Genomic DNA, 17,790 nt, shown 5'->3' with positions numbered 1-17,790 from the left:
TCAGGATTTGATATTGAAGTCCTGAACTTTGTCTGCATTGTCCTGGGTGATCAGAATGCCGCGGAACATCACGCGCTGCCTGGCCGGTTTTTCGCCTTTTTGCAGGTAGTTATCGAGGTCGGTCACTCCCTGAGCGGCGATGGCCTGCGCCTGAAGCATCACGGTGGCCTGCAGGGTGCCGGCTTTTACCGCGTCGCGCTCATCGTTGCTGCCATCGATACCGACCACCACCACGTCGTTGCGATTAGCGGCTTTCAGCGCGGCAATGGCGCCAAGCGCGACAGGACCGTTGCCGCAAATCACGCCTTTCACGTCGGGGTGCGCCTGCAGGATGCTGTCCATAATGCGTTTGCCGTCGATTAACGTGCCCTTCGCGTCCTGCTTAGCGACGCTGACCATATCCGGGTACTGGTCGATAACCTGGTGGAAAGATTTTGAACGCGTTACGCAATTATTATCCGCGAGGTTACAGGTCAGCTCGGCGTATTTGCCTTTCTCCGCCATTTTCTCGACAAATACGTTGGCGACTTCAGAACCTGCCTGGAAGTTATTATGGGTAATTTGCTCCAGCGCAATATCATCGACAGGAATTTCACGGTTGATTAAAACCACCGGAATACCCGCTTTCTTCGCTTTTTCAATGGCGGCGACGCTGGCGGTGGAGTCGGCGTTATCCAGAATAATGCCCTGAACTTTTTTACCGATGGCGGTATCGATCAGCTCGTTCTGTTTTTTGACATCTTCGCCATGGGACAGAATGGTAGTTTGATATCCCAGCTCTTTGGCTTTCTCGCTGGCGCCCTTGGCTTCAGAGGCGTAATACGGGTTATCCAGCGAGTTAACCATGATCATAATGGTGCCTTTTTCTGCGGCCTGAGCGGCAAAAGAAAAGGCGGTCAGGGTAGCAGCAGTTAAAAGCGTTAAACGTAATTTCATGACAATTTTCTCTCTTGGTTGTTATTGTCGGGTACGGTGAAACAACGTAAGGCCTGTAAATCGAGTTTATGGGCCGGGGTTCTCCTTTTGTTGATGATTAAGAGCCTATCCATTAGGGCTATTTTACTGACCATTTTGAACCAGGGCAGTGCTCAGAATCCTCACGTACTACGTGTACGCTCCGGTTCTTCCGCGCTGTCCGTGTTCAAACTGCCTGCGCCAATAACGCCTACTGGAATAGGCTCTAAGGTGCGTCACGCGTGCGATTCCCTGGTGGGCGTCAGGCGGACGTTGCCGGTTTCCATAATGTTCTGTTCACCGCATGGCGCCACTCCTGCCATCTCTTCTGCAGGCGCTGGTGGCGGGCCATATCGGGAATAAATTCGCTATGTTCGGTTAAAAAGGCTTTCAGGTCGGTGACCGTTCCCGGATTCAGGGCCTTGCGCGCAAGGAGGGCTGCGCCAATCGCCGACAGTTCGGCAACGTCGCTGCGCATCACCGGGCAGCCGAGCAGGTCAGCCTGATACTGCATTAACCAGTCGTTTTTGGTCGGGCCGCCGTCGACCATCAGCGCCGCTAAATGGAAGTCATCCTGCTGGCGCATGGCGACGACGACATCGGCGATTTGATAGGTAATGGATTCCAGCGCGGCGCGAATCAGATGGGCGCGCTTGACGCCGCGGCTCAGACCGCAAATCACGCCGCGGGCGCTGTCGTCCCACCACGGTGCGCCGAGGCCGGTTAAGGCTGGTACAAAATAGACGCCAAGAGTGGAGTCCACGGAGCCGGGAAGGGTGTTAAGCTCGTGAGCCAGTTCGGCATCCGAAAGCTCGCTTAACCCGGTGCTGTCGGCCATCCACGCCACGGCGTCGCCGGTATGGGGAATATTACCTTCGAGCCCGTAGGTGATGCTGTCGCCGTCGTGCCAGGCGATGGTGGTGGCCAGCGCGTCGATATCGCACTGTGCGGATTTTACCGGTGCCATCACCGATGACCCCGTACCGTAGGTGGCTTTAACACAGCCGAGTTCGCCCAGTGCGTGGCCAAACAACGCGGCGTGGGAATCCCCGACCATCGCCATCACCGGAATACCGTCAGGAATATTATTCAGCCCGCGGGTATAGCCAAATAATCCGCTGGACGGTTTAATCTCCGGCAGCGCGGCGCGTGGGATCTGGAACAGCGCCAGCATTTCGTCGTCCCACTGGCCGGTTTGCAGGTTCAGTAGCTGCGTGCGCGCGGCATTGGAATAATCGCAATGAAACGCTTCGCCCTGGGTTAAGTTCCACAGCAGCCAGCTGTCAATAGTGCCGAGGCAGATTTCTCCCCGCTCTGCCAGCATGCGACCCTCAGGAACGGATTCCAGCAGCCAGCGCATTTTTGAGGCAGAGAACAGGGGGGCAATCGGCAGGCCGGTAGCGGCCTTAATTTGTTGCTCTTTACCGTCGCGGCGTAGTTCATCGCAAAACGCAGCGCTGCGGGTACATTGCCAGGTGATAGCCGCGTTGATCGGCTTACCGCTCTGGCGATACCAGCCGATCGCCGTCTCGCGCTGATTGCTGATGGCTAAGGCAGCGATGTTTTCCGCGCCAACGTGTTCAACCGCTTGCGCAATAACGTCCAGTGACGCCTCTACCAGCACTTCTCCCGACTGCTCAACCCAGCCCTCACGCGGTGTTTGAATCGCCAGCGGCTGGGAGAATTTCACCACGACCTGGCCGCGGCTATCGAGCACGACGGCTTTGGCATTCGTGGTGCCTTCGTCCAGTGCAATGATGAACTCTTTAGGTGTTGCCTGCATTAGGTAGTCTCCTGAGTCACACTTCGTCCTGGTGCGGAGGGCAAAAGGTGAGCATTCCTCTTGTTCGCATTGCTTCCTGGCAGGGCATGATGTGACAATTCGTTTTCACTTTTTTAATCACTGAATATATATTCGATAGTGATTATTTATTTGATACCTTAGCCAGAAACTTCCCGTCGGGCTACTGGAAAAGTTATCAATTGTGCTGGCAATCACACTTATCCGATCGGCGAAGCGTTCAGCTATGGGTGGGAAAGGAGGTGATTTTAGAGTTTTATATCATTGAAATATAATGACTTATTTGCGTAACCTTTACGCTTCTGGCAAAGCGTAAAGGCTGTGGGAAAGTGTTTGAGTGAGGAAATTAACCGGCAATAAGCAGTCTGGCCGTTGGGTAATCGGTGATCAGAACATCGATATAACCGCCCGAAAGCGCACCTTTGATAGCCGCGACCTTCTCGCTGCCGCCGGCCAGGGCCACCACGTTAGGGCACTTCTTCACCTTCTCCAGCGCCATACCGATAACAGGATCTTCATCATCGCGTAACACTGCTCTGCCGTTTTTATCGTAATAGTGCAGGCAAATGTCACCCACGGCACCGCGTTCCGCCAGCACCTGCAGCATATCTTCGTGATAGTAGTTGCCGGATGTTTTCAGCAGCTGCGAAGGTTCAAGAATACCGATCCCGACAATTGCGATATCGACTTCATCAAAGCGGGCAATAACGTCGGCGACATCTTTACTGGCAACAAGACGATTCTTCTCCTCGGTGGATCCTTCAATGCTCTGGGAAGGGAGCAGCCAGGCTTCACAGTTCAGATGCTGCGCCAGGGTCTGGGTGAGAATAGTGGCCTGCACGTTGCCGTTCGGCCCTACGCCGCCGAGCAGCTGGATGACGCCGCTGGCTTTCAGGTTTTGGGCGTGTACCTCATCCACCATCGCGCGGATGGTGGAACTCCACGAAGAGACGCCAATCAGATCCTTTGGCCGTAATCGCGTTTCGAGGTAGTGGGCAGCGGCGGAACCGATAGCGCGCTTGATGGTGTGATCGCTGGCATCCTCTTCGGTATCCACCACGATGGCTTGCTTAATTCCGTAACGATCCTCAAGACCTTTTTCAAGGTTAAGAAAAATATTTGATGGCTGAACAACGCTAATTTTCACCACGCCCTCTTTCTGGCAGCGGGTGATCGCTCGGGAGATAAATGACTGAGAAAGCGAGAGAAGTTGAGCAATGTCGGACTGCTTGCGTCCTTCGAGATAGTAGAGCGTGGCAATCTTAACTAATAGCCGTTGTTCATCCTGCTTAGCCATATATTTCCCCGAAAATCATTTACGTGCAGCCATTATCTTAGAGCTCATTATCATACGCGAAAAGAAAAGACATTTAAGTGTGATGAATATCTAACTTTCGCCAATCCTCAAAATCAGTTATGGACAAAAACAGAACAGTAGCCGCATAATTGAATAAAGAATCGTTACTGAATATATATTCATGGCGATTTCAGGTCAACTGAAAAGTGCCCGGGTGAAGTGATACCCGGTGGTAAGGAGGCAGAATGTTCCTGAGTATGATGCAGCGGCGTGAGCCCTACGATGCGTTGCCTGGGGATGTCTGGTTTTTTTAGTCCCTGACGGAATAAATATTCCAAGTTGAAAATAAATTCAGAGGTATTAAATGAATCCCTATAGCTATGATGTCCAGGCACTTGAGCGTAAAGCCCGCGCCGTACGTCGCCATATCGTCAGATTGAATGCCAATAGCCCCGCTGGCGGGCACACCGGCGCCGACCTGTCGCAGGTTGAACTGCTCACTGCGCTCTATTTTCGCATTATGAACGTCGCGCCGGACCGCGTGGATGATGACCAGCGCGATATCTACATCCAGTCGAAAGGCCATGCGGTGGGCTGCTACTACTGCGTGCTGGCCGAAGCGGGCTTCTTCCCGGTTGACTGGCTGGAAACCTATCAGCATGCGAATTCTCATCTTCCTGGTCACCCGGTTCGTCAGAAAACGCCGGGGATTGAACTCAACACCGGCGCGCTGGGCCACGGTTTGCCTGTTGCGGTGGGGCTGGCGCTGGCTGCGAAAAAAAGCAACAGCTCCCGCCGCATCTTTTTAATTACCGGCGATGGCGAACTGGCGGAAGGCAGCAACTGGGAAGCGGCGCTGGCTGCGGCGCACTATGGCCTTGATAACCTCGTCATTATTAATGACAAAAACAATCTCCAGCTGGCGGGGCCGACGCGGGAAATTATGAATACCGATCCGCTGGCCGATAAATGGAAGGCCTTCGGAATGACGGTTACCGAATGCCAGGGTAACGACATGGCGTCGGTGGTGGCGACCCTGGAAGGGCTGAAGCAGGAAGGTAAACCCAACGTTATTATCGCCAACACCACGAAAGGTGCCGGTATTTCCTTTATCCAGGGGCGCCCGGAGTGGCACCACCGGGTACCGAAAGGCGAAGAAATTGCACTGGCACTGGAGGAACTGAAAGATGAGTAATGCAGAACACCTGGCGAGCGTGATGGTTCAGGCCTTTATTGATGCGGTCGACAGCGGTGTCGATCTGGTGCCGGTGGTGGCTGACTCCACGTCAACGGCCAAAATCGCGCCGTTTATTAAACAGTTCCCCGGGCGTCTGGTGAACGTGGGCATCGCTGAGCAGAGCATGGTCGGGACGGCGGCGGGCCTGGCCCTGGGGGGGAAAGTGGCGGTCACCTGTAACGCCGCGCCGTTCCTGATTTCCCGCGCCAATGAGCAGATTAAAGTCGACGTTTGCTATAACAACACCAACGTTAAGCTATTTGGCCTTAACGCCGGCGCCAGCTACGGCCCGCTGGCCAGCACCCATCATGCGATTGATGACCTGGCGGTGATGCGCGGCTTCGGCAATATCCAGATTTTCGCCCCGTCTTCGCCGCGTGAATGCCGGCAGATTATCGATTACGCCATTGGCTATCAGGGGCCGGTCTATATTCGTCTTGACGGCAAGGCGCTGCCGGAACTGCATGATGAAAGCTATCGCTTCGTGCCGGGAGCGGTCGTTACGCTGCGGGAAGGCGAGGATATCGCTCTGGTCGCTACCGGATCGACGGTGCATGAGATCGTCGATGCCGCGCAGATGCTGGCCGACGCGGGGATTCAGGCTAAAGTGGTGAGCGTGCCGTCCATTCGCCCTTGCGATACCGCCGCGCTGCTGGCGGCGCTGAAACCGTGCAAGGCGGTGATAACGGTGGAGGAGCATAACGTCAACGGCGGGTTGGGTAGCCTGGTGGCGGAAGTGCTGGCTGAGGCCGGGGCGGGAATTCCGCTCAAACGCCTGGGGATCCCGGATGGTGAGTATGCGGCGGCGGCAGATCGCGGCTGGCTGCGTAAACATCACGGCTTCGATGCCGCTTCCGTCGCCGGGCTGGCGCAGAAAATGCGCTAACTTTACGCTGGCTTAAACCGATAACCCGTGCGGCTGCCGCGCGGGTTTTTTTTACGCCGCGCAGAGCGTGATGACATAGTCACCGGCCTTAATCCATTGCAGCCGATACTCCCTGGCGGAGAGCCGAAGAAGCAGATTTCCCTCCTTTATATACGCCAGCGTAAAATCGCTAAAAGCGACGCCCGCCTGTACGTCGGGATGGCTGGCCTTAAACGCGCTCTCTTTCGCCGAAAATGCCAGCGTGAGCGCCAGCTCGGGGCCCAGGCCGCTGGCGTCCAGCAGACTTTTTTCCGCGCTGTTGATGATGCAGCTTTCCAGCTCAGCCGCCAGGTCAGGAGTCAAGATGCGCTCAATATCAACGCCGATCGGCCGGACAGAGACGACTGCCAGCGCGCTGCGTTCACAGTGGCTTATGCTGCCGTACCACGGGTGCGGCCATAGGGGCTGGCGTTGGTCGCCAATGGCAGGGACTTCTGTCTCACCGACTTCTCGCAGCGCATAAACCGCAGCGATACGCCCGGCAAGATGTTCGCTCTGCCGCTTGCGGGCGCAGCCGGTTAGCCGGGCATGGTGCGGCAGCCAGAGGAGATCTTCAGGCCGAAAGGTCAATGGGTCGAAATCGACACGCTGCAGCGAGCGATCGGCAAGTTGAATGATAGAACGTTGGGTTTGCATAGGGGGATGTTAACAGATTCTCCCCTCCGCCCTCTATGGGAAGAGGGCGGGGGGAACGGCCGGACAATCAGAAGTGGGTATTGACGCCCAGATACCAGGTGCGGCCTGATTCGTTATAGGTATTGGCGCCAGCGCCAGCCATATAAGAAACATCCGTCAGGCTACCGGTGGTTTGCGCATTACCCGCGCGCCAGTGGCGCTTGTCGAAGACGTTATCCACGCCGCCGGTCAGGCTGACATTTTTCGTCACATCCCAGGTGGCGCTCAGGCCAACGATGCTGTAAGGGCTGACTTCATCCGTTTCAGAACCCACCGCCGGCTCACCTTTGTAGTTATATTTCTTCGGCTGCTGCTTGCCGTACCAGGTGAAGGTCGACTGCACCGAAATATCCTCCTGAATCTGCCAGCTCAGAGTGGAGTTCAGGGTATATTCCGGAATAATCGACAGACGATCGCCGGTTTCCTTGTTTTTACTTTGCAGCATATAAGTGATGTTATTGGTCCAGTTCACCGTTTCGCTGACCGGCACGTTCAGGGTGCCTTCGAGACCTTCAACCACCGCTTTAGGCACGTTTTCCCACTGATAGATATCGGTTTTCACTTTACCGTTCGTCGTCTGTGAAATCGGCGCGTAGCCCGCTTCGATTTTATCGCGGTAGTCGTTACGGAACCATGTCACACCCGCCAGCCAGCCGTCGCGTTTAAACTCAAGGCCAATCTCTTTGTTGATGCTGGTTTCGGCTTTCAGGTCATCGTTACCCATCATGTAGCAACCGGTACCGTTGCCGCTGGCATAGCAGCCCTGGCCTTTACTATAGAGAATATAGTTCGGGTTGGTTTGGTACAGGCTCGGCGCTTTATAGGCGCGGGCGATGCCCATTTTTAACGTGAAGTCATCCCACAGACCCTGAGACAAGTTGAGCGACGGGCTCCAGTTGTTGCCGACGATCGTGTGATGATCGAAACGCAGCGCCGGCGTCAGCATGGTGGTGTCGGTCAGCTCCACGTTGTCTTCGGCAAACAGGGAGAAGATCTCGGCCTTCGAGTATGGGCTACGGCCGGTGCTGTCATAGCCGTCGATATCGCCGCCCATAAAGGTCTGGGTATTTGACGCCAAATCCTTCATCCGCTGCTGATTCCACTCGGAGCCCAGCGTCAGGTTCTGGTTAAACACCAGATCCAGAGGGATGTTGACTTCGCTGTGCAGCATCACGTCGGCGAGGTCGATATCGCTGAACTGGTTGCTGTTGAAGATACCTTCCGTGCCGCCCGCCAGACCTTCGCCTTTACGCGAGTTACGGGTACGTTCGTACTGGGCCCAGTTGCTGGTGGTCACGCCGTTATCCCAGCCGCCGTTCCAGGTGACGGAATAAGTCTGGCGATAGAGGCGGTTCGTCTCTTTCCCGTAGTTCTCTTTCACCAGATCGTTAGTATTGGTGTTCTGCGTATCGCCCGCGTAGAGGTTGCCCTGACGGCTGTAGCCGGATTCAAACTCCAGCGACTGCATCGGCGCGAAATCCCAGCGCACGACGCCGTTAATATTCTTATTTTTCACCCCTTCACGCCCGGCAGGCATGGTATTGGCATAGGCGCCGGTACGCTCGGATTGATGTCCGTCGTTGATATCCCAGGCATCGGCCTGGGTTTTGTCGAGGTTGCCCAGCAGGCGGAAGCTGAAATCGCCCCCCAGCGGGCCGCTGAGGCTAAAGTTGGTGCGTTTAGTCGAACCTTCGTCTTTATGCTCCGGGGCGTTCATGTAGGTATTCCATGAACCGTGCCATTCGCCGTCGCTCTTCTTGGTGATGATATTGACCACGCCGCCCGCCGCGCCGTTGCCGTAGCGCGCGGCCGCCGGGCCGCGAATGACTTCAATACGTTCGATCAGCTCCGGCGGAACCCATGAGGTATCGCCGCGGGTATCGCGCTCGCCGCGCCAGCCCAAACGTACGGAGTTGCGGCTGGTCACGGGCTTGCCGTCAATCAGGATCAGGGTGTTTTCCGGGCCCATGCCGCGAATATCAATCTGGCGATTGTTGCCGCGCTGGCCGCTGGTGGAGTTGCCGGTCAGGTTAACGCCCGGCATGGTACGGATAATTTCAGATACGTCGCGCGCAGGCGGACGTTTACGAATTTCATCTGCGGTGATGGTTGATACGCCAGGCGCCTGAAGGTTCTGCTCGGCGGCGGTGACAACCATGGTTTCATCAGCGGTTGCGGTTTTGCTATCGGAGACCGTTTCCGCCGCGCTTAGCGGAAAAGCAGCCCCGTAGATTCCCAGATTGACCAGCAAGGCCAGGGATTTGATCCTGTTATTCATTGTAAATCCTGCTTTTCGTCGCCGCCTTCCCCAAAGGCCCCTTCCCGTCGGGAGGGGAGGCGGTATCAATGTTGCCGGTAGAGAGCACAGGCACTCCGTCGCTGACCAGAACCCGGCTTTCGGGCTAAATTGTTTCCCCGAAAGTCCCGGCGCTGCATAAGCTCTCTCTGACATGTTTATTTTTTAAAAGACGCGCTTCCCACAGCGCGCTAATACGCTATTGCAAATGAAAATAGTTATCAATAATATTATCAATAAATATTGCGTTTATTAATGCGTTTGTTGATAAATGTCACGATAAACATAGGGTTGAAAGGAATGCATAAGACAGGATGCGACGACTGGTGGCGCCATATCTCCGGTCCGCAAATTGAGGTCGTGGACGACGCGTATCGGGTGACCTTTTGGTGGCGCGATCCGGCGGGCAACGAAGCCTCTTCGCCAACCCGGCGGGTATGGATTTATATTACCGGCGTGACTGACCATCATAAAAACGCCGTACCGCAAACGCTGCAGCGCATTCCCGGTACCGATGCCTGGTGCTGGCAAACCACTCTCTCTGCCGCCTGGCGCGGCAGCTACTGCTTTATTCCTTCCGCGCGGGACGACGACTTTTCCCCTCAGCTTTTTAACGGCGACAGCCCGGACCGCGCGTTGCTGCGCGAAGGCTGGCGCAAGCTGCTGCCGCGGGCGATTGCCGACCCGCTTAATCCGCAAAGCTGGAAGGGCGGGCGCGGCCACGCGGTCTCTGCGCTGGAGCTGCCGGACGCCCCCGAACAGCCCGGCTGGGCGCTGCGTGATGAACCTTATCAGCCGCCAGTCTGCATTGAATGGCAGAGCCAGCGACTCGGCAACCGTCGGCGGATATGGATTTACGCCACCGGCGATGCGCAGCCGCAAGCGCGCCCGCTGGCGATTTTGCTTGATGGTCAGTTCTGGGCAGAAAGCATGCCGGTATGGGCGCCGCTAGCAGGATTAACCCGCGAGAAGCGGTTACCGCAGGCGGTTTATCTGCTGATTGACGTTATCGATAACCAGCATCGCGCCGAAGAGCTTCCCTGCAATGAAACGTTCTGGCTGGCGGTTCAGGAAGAGCTGCTGCCGATGGTTCACCGGATAGCACCTTTCAGCGATAGCGCCGACCGAACCGTGGTGGCAGGCCAGAGCTTTGGCGGCCTGGCCGCGATGTTCGCCGCGCTCTACTGGCCCCGGCGCTTTGGCTGCGTGCTCAGCCAGTCTGGCTCCTACTGGTGGCCGCATCGCGGCGGCGCGCAGACGGGCCTGCTGATTGAGCGGCTCAGCCGCGGCGAAATACAGCCGCAGGGGCTGCGCATCTGGCTGGAGGCCGGCGTTCGCGAGCCGATCATTTTTCGCGCGAACCAGGCGCTGCTGACGCATCTGGAACAGCAGACGATTTTCTGGCGTCAGGTTGACGGCGGACATGATGCGCTTTGCTGGCGCGGCGGGCTGACGGCCGGGCTCATCCAGCTGTGGCAGCCATTAGGCCGTGAAGAGTAGCAAAGCGCGATTTACGAGGAATTTGATATGCAATTCAGTAACCCCTTCGACAATCCGCAAGGGCAGTATTACATTCTGCGCAATGACCAGCAGCAGTTCAGCCTGTGGCCGCACCACTGCGCCCTGCCGGAAGGCTGGACGGTAGAGTGCCCGCCGCAGTCGTTAGAGGCGTGCAACGCCTGGCTGGCGGAGAACTGGTCAACGCTTACCCCCGCGCACTATGCATCCTGAGGAGCCCACAATGACCACACGTTTACCGCTGGTTGCGGCTCAGCCGGGGATCTGGATGGCGGAGCGCCTCTCGACGCTGCCCGGCGCCTGGAGCGTGGCCCACTATGTTGAGCTGCGCGGCGATATCGACCCGACCTTGCTCGGGCGGGCGATTGTCACCGGGCTCTCTCAGGCTGACACCCTCAGCATGCGTTTTTGTGAAGATAACGGCGAAGCCTGGCAGTGGGTCGATGAAAATCGTCATTTTGCCGAGCCGGACTATCGGGATCTGCGCACGTCGCACGACCCGCACGCTGCCGCGCTGGCGCTGATGCAGGCCGATCTCGGGCAAAACCTGCGCGTGGACGGCGGTAATCCGCTGGTCTGCCATCAGCTGCTGCGGGTGGGGGATAAGTGCTGGTACTGGTATCAGCGTTACCATCATTTGCTGGTCGATGGCTTCAGTTTCCCGGCCATTACCCGCCAGATCGCCGCGATTTATCGCGCATGGCAGCGCGGCGAAGAGACGCCAGCTTCGCCGTTCACTCCGTTTGCCGAGGTGGTGGAAGAGTACCAGCGCTACTACGGCAGCGACGCCTGGCAGCGTGACAAACAGTTCTGGCAGGCGCAGCGTCAGGCGCTGCCGGCTCCGGCCTCCCTTTCCGACGCGCCGCTGGCGGGAAGGGCGACCAGCACCGATATCTGGCGCATGAAGCTGGAGGTCGACGCCGGCGTATTTAGCCGGCTGGCGGCAGGCGCGCCGCAGTGCCAGCGCGCGGATCTGGCGCTGGCGCTGACCGCCCTGTGGCTGGGACGGCTGTGCAGCCGAATGGATTACGCCGCGGGCTTTATTTTCATGCGCCGCATGGGCTCTGCGGCATTAACCGCTACCGGCCCGGTGCTCAACGTTCTGCCGCTGGCGGTCAATATTGACGCCCGGGAAACGCTGGCGGAGCTGGCCATGCGTCTTGCCGGACAGCTCAAGAAAATGCGCCGCCACCAGCGCTATGATGCCGAACAGATTGTCCGCGACAGCGGCAGGGCGGCGGGCGATGAACCGCTGTTTGGCCCGGTACTCAATATTAAAGTCTTCGACTATCAGCTGGATATCGACGGCGTACAGGCGATTACCCACACCCTGGCCACCGGCCCGGTCAATGACCTGGAGCTGGCGCTCTTCCCGGATGAAACCGGCGGTCTATCGCTGGAGGTGCTGGCGAACAAGCAGCGATATGATGAGCAGACGCTGCGCGGGCATATCGCCCGTCTATCTTCTTTGCTGACTCAGTTTGCCGATAATCCCACTCTGCCCTGCGGCGAGGCGAATATGCTGTCGGCGGCGGAAAACCAACGCCTGGCGCAGGTGAACGCGACCGCTGTCGACCTGCCGCTCACCACCCTGAGCGCGCTGGTGGCGGCGCAGGCGGCAAAAACCCCGGATGCCCCGGCGCTGGCGGATGGCTGCTGGCAGTTTAGCTACCGTGAGATGCGCCAGCAGGTGGTAGCGCTGGCCGAGCGTCTGCGCGCACGGGGCGTCAAACCGGGCGATAGCGTGGCGGTCGCGCTGCCGCGTTCGGTGTTCCTGACGCTGGCGCTGCACGGCATTGTTGAGGCCGGAGCCGCGTGGCTGCCGCTGGATACCGGCTATCCCGACGACCGCCTGCGGATGATGCTGCAAGACGCCCGTCCGTCGCTGCTGATCACCTCCGAGGATCAGCTGGCGCGCTTTAGCGATATTCCCGGCCTGGAAAGCCTCTGCTACCAGCAGCCGCTGGCGGCGGGCGAGTCCGCGCCGCTGGCGCTCTCGCAGCCGGAGCATACCGCGTATATCATCTTTACCTCCGGCTCCACCGGGCGACCGAAAGGGGTGATGGTCGGGCAGACCGCCATCGTCAACCGCCTGCTGTGGATGCAGGACCACTATCCGCTCTGTGCTGAGGATGTGGTGGCGCAGAAAACGCCGTGCAGCTTTGATGTCTCGGTATGGGAGTTCTGGTGGCCGTTTATCGCCGGCGCGCAGCTGGTGATGGCCGAGCCGGAAGCCCACCGCGACCCGCTGGCGATGCAGCAGTTTTTTGCCCGCTACGGCGTGACAACGACTCACTTTGTGCCGTCGATGCTCGCGGCGTTCGTTGCCTCGCTGGAGGCGGAAAACGTCGATTGTTGTCAAACCCTGCGCCGGGTATTCTGTAGCGGAGAGGCGCTGCCGACGGCGCTATGCCGTGAATGGGAGCAACTCACCGGCGCGCCGCTGCATAACCTGTACGGCCCGACGGAAGCCGCGGTGGACGTCAGCTGGTATCCGGCCTGCGGGCCCGAACTGGCGGCAGTCACCGGTGCCAGCGTACCGATTGGCTGGCCGGTGTGGAATACCGGCTTGCGCATCCTTGATGCCGCCATGCGCCCGGTACCGCCGGGCGTGGCGGGGGATCTCTACCTGACCGGCATTCAGCTGGCGCAGGGCTATCTGGGGCGTCCCGATTTGACCGCCAGCCGCTTTATTGCCGACCCCTACGCGCCGGGCGAGCGGATGTACCGCACCGGCGATGTTGCCCGCTGGCTGGATAACGGCGCGGTCGAGTATCTCGGACGCAGCGACGACCAGCTAAAAATACGCGGCCAGCGAATTGAGCTGGGCGAAATTGACCGCGCGCTATCTGCGCTGCCGGACGTTGCGCAGGCGGTGGCTCACGCCTGCGTCTTCAACCAGGCGGCGGCGACCGGCGGCGATGCCCGTCAGCTGGTGGGCTATCTGGTTTCTGCTTCCGGTCTGCCGCTGGACACCGCCGCGCTCAAAGCGCAGCTTGGCGAACAGCTACCGCCGCATATGGTGCCGGTGGTGCTGATTCAGCTGCCGGCGCTGCCGCTAAGCGCCAACGGCAAGCTGGATCGTAAAGCGCTGCCGTTACCCACGTTGAGCAGTGAGCGCAGCGGACGTCCGCCGGAGCCGGGCGTGGAAACTGCCGTTGCCGCAGCGTTCAGCCAGCTGCTCGGCTGTGAGGTAAACGACATCGATGCCGATTTCTTCGCCCTTGGCGGCCATTCGCTGCTGGCGATGCGCCTGGCGGCGCTGCTGAGCCGCGAACTGGAACGCCAGGTGACGCCTGGCCAGATAATGGTCGCTTCTTCCGTCGGCAAGCTGAGCGCGCTGCTGGCATCGGATCTGAGCGATGAGCAGGCGCAACGGCTGGGCTTCGACGCGGTCCTGCCGCTGCGCGAGAGCGACGGCCCGACGCTGTTTTGCTTCCATCCGGCTTCCGGTTTTGCCTGGCAGTTCAGCGTGCTGGCGCGTTATTTAAGCCCGCGCTGGTCGATCGTCGGCATTCAGTCGCCGCGACCGCAGGGGCCGATGGCGACGGCGGCGGATCTGGATGCGGTATGCGAACATCATCTGCAAACCCTGCTTTCGCAGCAGCCGCGCGGCCCGTACTATCTGTTTGGCTATTCGCTCGGCGGTACCCTGGCGCAGGGAATTGCCGCCCGTTTACGCCAGCGCGGCGAAGCGGTGGCCTTCCTCGGGCTGCTGGATACCTGGCCGCCCGAGACGCAGAACTGGGCGGAGAAAGAGGCGAACGGTCTGGATCCTGAGGTGCTGGCGGAAATTGCCCGCGAACGTGAGGCGTTTCTGGCCGCCCAGCAGGGGCAGGCTTCCGGCGAGCTGTTCAGCGTGATTGAAGGCAACTATGCCGATGCGGTGCGCCTGCTGACTACCGCGCACAGCGCGAAGTTTGACGGTAAGGCGACGCTGTTCGTGGCGGAGAAGACCCGGCAACCCGGGATGGACCCGCAGGTGGTGTGGGGGCCGTGGATCGGCGAGCTGGAGGTGTTTAGCCAGGATTGCGCCCACGTGGATATTATCTCTCCGCAGGCTTTTGAAGCGATCGGTCCGGTGGTCAGGGAGATACTCGGTTAGGGAAGATGAACTCCCGGGTTGCGGCTGACGCCTTACCCGGGCTACCGTTTGTGCCAGATTGGGTAGCCCGGCTAAGCGCAGCGCGAGCCGGGAATTTCTACTTGCGACCCAGCGGCACTACCAGCGGCGTATGCGCCACCGGATCTTCAATAATCGTACAGCGCAGGCCGTAAATCTTCTCGATCAGCGCCGCGTTGACAATCTCCTTCGGCGCGCCCTCGGCGACGATTTTACCGTCGCGCAGGGCAATCAAGTGGGTGGCGTAGCGGCAGGCCTGATTCAGGTCGTGCAGCACCGCCGCCAGCGTATAGCCCTTTTCCTGATTCAGCTCGCTCAGCAGCTCCAGCAGATCGATTTGATGGCTGATATCCAGCCAGGTGGTGGGCTCATCCAGCAGCATAATCGCCGTTTCCTGGGCCAGCACCATGGCGATCCACGCCCGCTGGCGCTGGCCGCCGGAGAGCGTATCGACGCTTTGTTGCGCGAGGTCGGTAATGCCGGTGGCCTTCATCGCCCTGGTGACCGCCTCTTCATCCTCTTTGCGCCAGCGGGTAAACAGCGGCTGGTGCGGATAGCGGCCGCGGGCGACCAGCTCCTGAACCGTTATATCCCCCGGCGTGGTGGCGTTCTGCGCCAGCAGGCCGATGCGCTTTGCCACCTCTTTACTGGCGTAATGCTGGATCTGTTCGCCGTCGAGCCAGACATGACCGCTGGTAGGCGTCATCAGGCGGCTCAGGGTGCGCAGCAGGGTCGACTTACCGCAGCCGTTGGGGCCGATAATCGCGGTAAAGTGGCCATCGGGAATGGTGACGTTCAGCGATTCGGCGATGGTCTTTTTGCCGTACGCCAGGGTCAGCCGATCGCCGCGCAAACGGGAGGTAACAGCGGTCATTTTTTGCGGGACTCCTGAATTAACAACGCGATGAGGTAGATGCCGCCAATGCTGACGGTCACCACGCCCACCGGTAACTGATAGGGCATAAACAGACGCTGCGCGGCGTAGTCGGAGATGGCCAGCAGCAGGGCGCCGCACAGCGCCGCCTGAGTCAGCCCCCAGCGCGCGGTACCGCTGAGGCGGCGCGCGATATGCGGGGCCACCAGGGCGATAAATGAAATCGGCCCGGCGAGCGCGGTGGCGGCGGCGGTCAGTACCACCCCGACCAGCATCATCAGCAGGCGCGAACGCTCAACCCGCACGCCCAGCGCACAGGCGGTATCGTCACCCATCTCCAGCAGCCGCATGCGCCGCGCCAGCAGCGCCCCGCAAACCAGCATCAAGAGAATCAGCGGCGCGGAGGGCGAGGTTTTTCCCCAGGTCAGTCCGTTAAGCGAGCCGGCATACCACAGCCCGGCGGAGAGGGCGGTTTCCAGCGAAGCGCGCAGCAGTAGCCAGGTATTGAATGCTACCAGCATGGCGCGGACGCCGATGCCGATAATAATCAGGCGAAAGGTTTCAATCCCGTTGCGCCACGCCAGTATCCAGACCACCAGCGCGGTGAGGATCCCGCCAGCCATGGCCGCCGCGGCGATGGCCGCCAGGTTCTGGCCGAACATGACCATGGCGACCAGCACGCCGCTCCACGCCCCGGTGTTAAAACCCATCACGTCCGGGCTACCCAAGGGGTTGCGGGTGAGCGACTGGAAAATCGCGCCGCTGACGCCGAGGGCGGCGCCGATCAGCAGCGCCATCAGCACGCGGGGCAGGCGCCACTCGGTCACCACCAGGGTGATGTTGCGCGGCGCATCGCCGAGCAGCGCGGAGATAACCTGTTCAACGCTTAACGGTACCAGGCCGGTGCCGAGCCCCCACAGAGAGACCAGGGCGCTGGCGATCAGCAGCAGCAGGCAGCTAAACATCAGGCGGCGGGACGGGGCCATCACATTCCACCTCCGCGCGGCTGGCGGCGGACCAGCCAGATCAGCACCGGCGCGCCGATAAAGGCGCTGACTACCGAAACCCGCAGCTCACCGGGGACCAGCAGACGGCCCAGCACGTCGGCAAACAGCAGCAGGGCAGGGGTGGCCAGCAGGGTGACCGGTAGCGACCAGCGATGATCCGCGCCCACCAGCCAGCGGGCCATATGCGGCATCATCAGGCCAATAAAGGCGATGGGCCCGACCACCGCCGTGGCGCTGCCGCACAGGACGGTAATCGCCAGCAGGCCGATGAGCTGGGTACGTGCCACCCGGCTGCCGAGCGCGGTGGCCGTATCGTTACCGAGGCTCAGGCTGTTTAAGGCCCTGCTCAGCAATAGCGTCACCAGGCCGGCAATGAGTACCGGGATCAGGACAATTTTAAGGGTTTGCAGGGTGCGCACGTCCAGCGAACCCGCCTGCCAGAAGCGCAGCTGATCGTAGACGTCGGGGTTGAGCAGGGCGATACCGCTGGAAAGGCCTTCCAGCACCGCCGCCAGGGCGACCCCCGCGAGGGTCAGGCGAACCGGGCTCAGCTGGCCGCCGCCCTGGCTGCCGGTAAAGGCGACCAGCAGCGAGGCGCCGAACGCGCCGCAAAAGGCCATCAGCAGCTGCTCCTGCGGCGAGGAGATACCAAACAGCGCCGCACCCAGCACGATAGCGAAGCTGGCGCCGGCGTTGACGCCGAGGATCCCCGGATCCGCCAGCGGGTTACGGGTCAGCGTTTGCATCAGCGCTCCGGCCAGGCCCAGCGCGGCGCCGGCCAGCAGCCCGGCAAGGGTTCGCGGCAGTCGGGCATCAAGGACGATGGTGCAATCGGCGCTCTGGCAGGTGCCGGCGAAAGCATCGATGACGACGCTAAACGGTAGGGGTTTGGCGCCGATCAGCAGGCTGAGCGCAACCGCAATGATTAACACGATTAAAAGACCCGGCACGGCAAAGGCGCGCGCCGCGGTCGTTGAAGACGACATGGCTTACATCCCTGACATGATAATGATAGTAATTATCGTTATCGATTCTATCCAGTTATGTTAGCATGTGCACCCATAAAAATGGTATGGAAAATAA

13 protein-coding genes are annotated in these 17,790 nt (G+C 59.6%); 5 read left to right on the top strand and 8 right to left on the bottom strand.

Features of this window, described 5'->3' with window-relative positions; translation table 11 throughout:
• The 3 genes from IAE27_RS11260 to IAE27_RS11250 form a co-directional block, all read right to left on the bottom strand.
• Nucleotides 1-936 (bottom strand): D-ribose ABC transporter substrate-binding protein, encoded by a 936-nt coding sequence (locus tag IAE27_RS11260; RefSeq protein WP_004100051.1) that lies wholly within the window; start codon nt 934-936, stop codon nt 1-3.
• A 280-nt stretch (nt 937-1,216) separates the two neighbouring features.
• Nucleotides 1,217-2,737 carry an FGGY family carbohydrate kinase gene (locus IAE27_RS11255; RefSeq protein ID WP_154022143.1) on the bottom strand — a complete coding sequence of 507 codons (1,521 nt, stop codon included), beginning with the start codon at nt 2,735-2,737 and terminating at the stop codon, nt 1,217-1,219.
• Nucleotides 2,738-3,101: 364 nt separating this feature from the next.
• Nucleotides 3,102-4,052 (bottom strand): sugar-binding transcriptional regulator, encoded by a 951-nt coding sequence (locus IAE27_RS11250; RefSeq protein ID WP_004100053.1) that lies wholly within the window; start codon nt 4,050-4,052, stop codon nt 3,102-3,104.
• A 364-nt stretch (nt 4,053-4,416) separates the two neighbouring features.
• Here IAE27_RS11250 and IAE27_RS11245 point away from each other — a divergent pair, with 364 nt between their 5' ends.
• Both IAE27_RS11245 and IAE27_RS11240 read left to right on the top strand, forming a co-directional pair.
• Nucleotides 4,417-5,247 carry a transketolase gene (locus IAE27_RS11245; protein WP_024273892.1) on the top strand — a complete coding sequence of 277 codons (831 nt, stop codon included), beginning with the start codon at nt 4,417-4,419 and terminating at the stop codon, nt 5,245-5,247.
• A complete protein-coding gene (locus IAE27_RS11240; protein WP_023329423.1) occupies nt 5,240-6,175 on the top strand; it encodes a transketolase family protein in 936 nt (311 codons plus the stop codon). Before IAE27_RS11245 ends, IAE27_RS11240 begins: the two co-directional genes overlap by 8 nt.
• Before the next feature lie 51 nt (nt 6,176-6,226).
• Here the strand turns inward: IAE27_RS11240 and entD are convergent, their stop codons facing one another.
• Nucleotides 6,227-6,850 carry an enterobactin synthase subunit EntD gene (gene entD / locus IAE27_RS11235; protein WP_070557270.1) on the bottom strand — a complete coding sequence of 208 codons (624 nt, stop codon included), beginning with the start codon at nt 6,848-6,850 and terminating at the stop codon, nt 6,227-6,229.
• 67 nt (nt 6,851-6,917) lie between these two features.
• Nucleotides 6,918-9,167 carry a TonB-dependent siderophore receptor gene (locus IAE27_RS11230; RefSeq protein ID WP_004111258.1) on the bottom strand — a complete coding sequence of 750 codons (2,250 nt, stop codon included), beginning with the start codon at nt 9,165-9,167 and terminating at the stop codon, nt 6,918-6,920.
• Between the two features lie 318 nt (nt 9,168-9,485).
• Here IAE27_RS11230 and fes point away from each other — a divergent pair, with 318 nt between their 5' ends.
• The 3 genes from fes to entF are packed head-to-tail and all read left to right on the top strand — an operon-like array spanning nt 9,486 to nt 14,808.
• Nucleotides 9,486-10,685: an enterochelin esterase gene (fes, locus tag IAE27_RS11225; RefSeq protein ID WP_004111260.1), complete on the top strand. Its 1,200-nt coding sequence runs from the start codon at nt 9,486-9,488 to the stop codon at nt 10,683-10,685.
• Nucleotides 10,686-10,712: 27 nt separating this feature from the next.
• Entirely contained in the window at nt 10,713-10,916 is a 204-nt protein-coding gene (locus IAE27_RS11220) for an MbtH family protein (protein ID WP_017146385.1), read from the top strand.
• A 10-nt stretch (nt 10,917-10,926) separates the two neighbouring features.
• Nucleotides 10,927-14,808, top strand: a complete 3,882-nt coding sequence (entF, locus tag IAE27_RS11215) for an enterobactin non-ribosomal peptide synthetase EntF (RefSeq protein ID WP_154022141.1) — start codon at nt 10,927-10,929, stop codon at nt 14,806-14,808.
• Between the two features lie 97 nt (nt 14,809-14,905).
• On the opposite strand, the gene fepC is transcribed toward entF, so the two are convergent.
• From fepC to fepD, 3 genes are read right to left on the bottom strand one after another with little or no spacing between them, the layout of a single operon-like run.
• The gene (fepC, locus tag IAE27_RS11210; protein ID WP_016807587.1) at nt 14,906-15,700 is read right to left on the bottom strand and encodes an iron-enterobactin ABC transporter ATP-binding protein; all 795 of its coding nucleotides are present in this window, start codon (nt 15,698-15,700) and stop codon (nt 14,906-14,908) included.
• Nucleotides 15,697-16,689, bottom strand: coding sequence for an iron-enterobactin ABC transporter permease (gene fepG, locus IAE27_RS11205; RefSeq protein WP_162556090.1), 993 nt, complete (start codon nt 16,687-16,689; stop codon nt 15,697-15,699). The genes fepC and fepG overlap by 4 nt, the downstream gene beginning before the upstream one ends.
• Nucleotides 16,686-17,693, bottom strand: a complete 1,008-nt coding sequence (gene fepD / locus IAE27_RS11200) for a Fe(3+)-siderophore ABC transporter permease (protein WP_017146382.1) — start codon at nt 17,691-17,693, stop codon at nt 16,686-16,688. The genes fepG and fepD overlap by 4 nt, the downstream gene beginning before the upstream one ends.
• Between the last annotated feature and the right edge of the window lie 97 nt (nt 17,694-17,790).

Origin of the sequence: Klebsiella sp. S69 (genome assembly GCF_016516145.1) — a bacterium.
Lineage (GTDB): Bacteria > Pseudomonadota > Gammaproteobacteria > Enterobacterales > Enterobacteriaceae > Klebsiella > Klebsiella oxytoca.
Note: the sequence above shows the minus strand (reverse complement) of the source record. Positions and strands in the feature narration are given on the sequence as shown.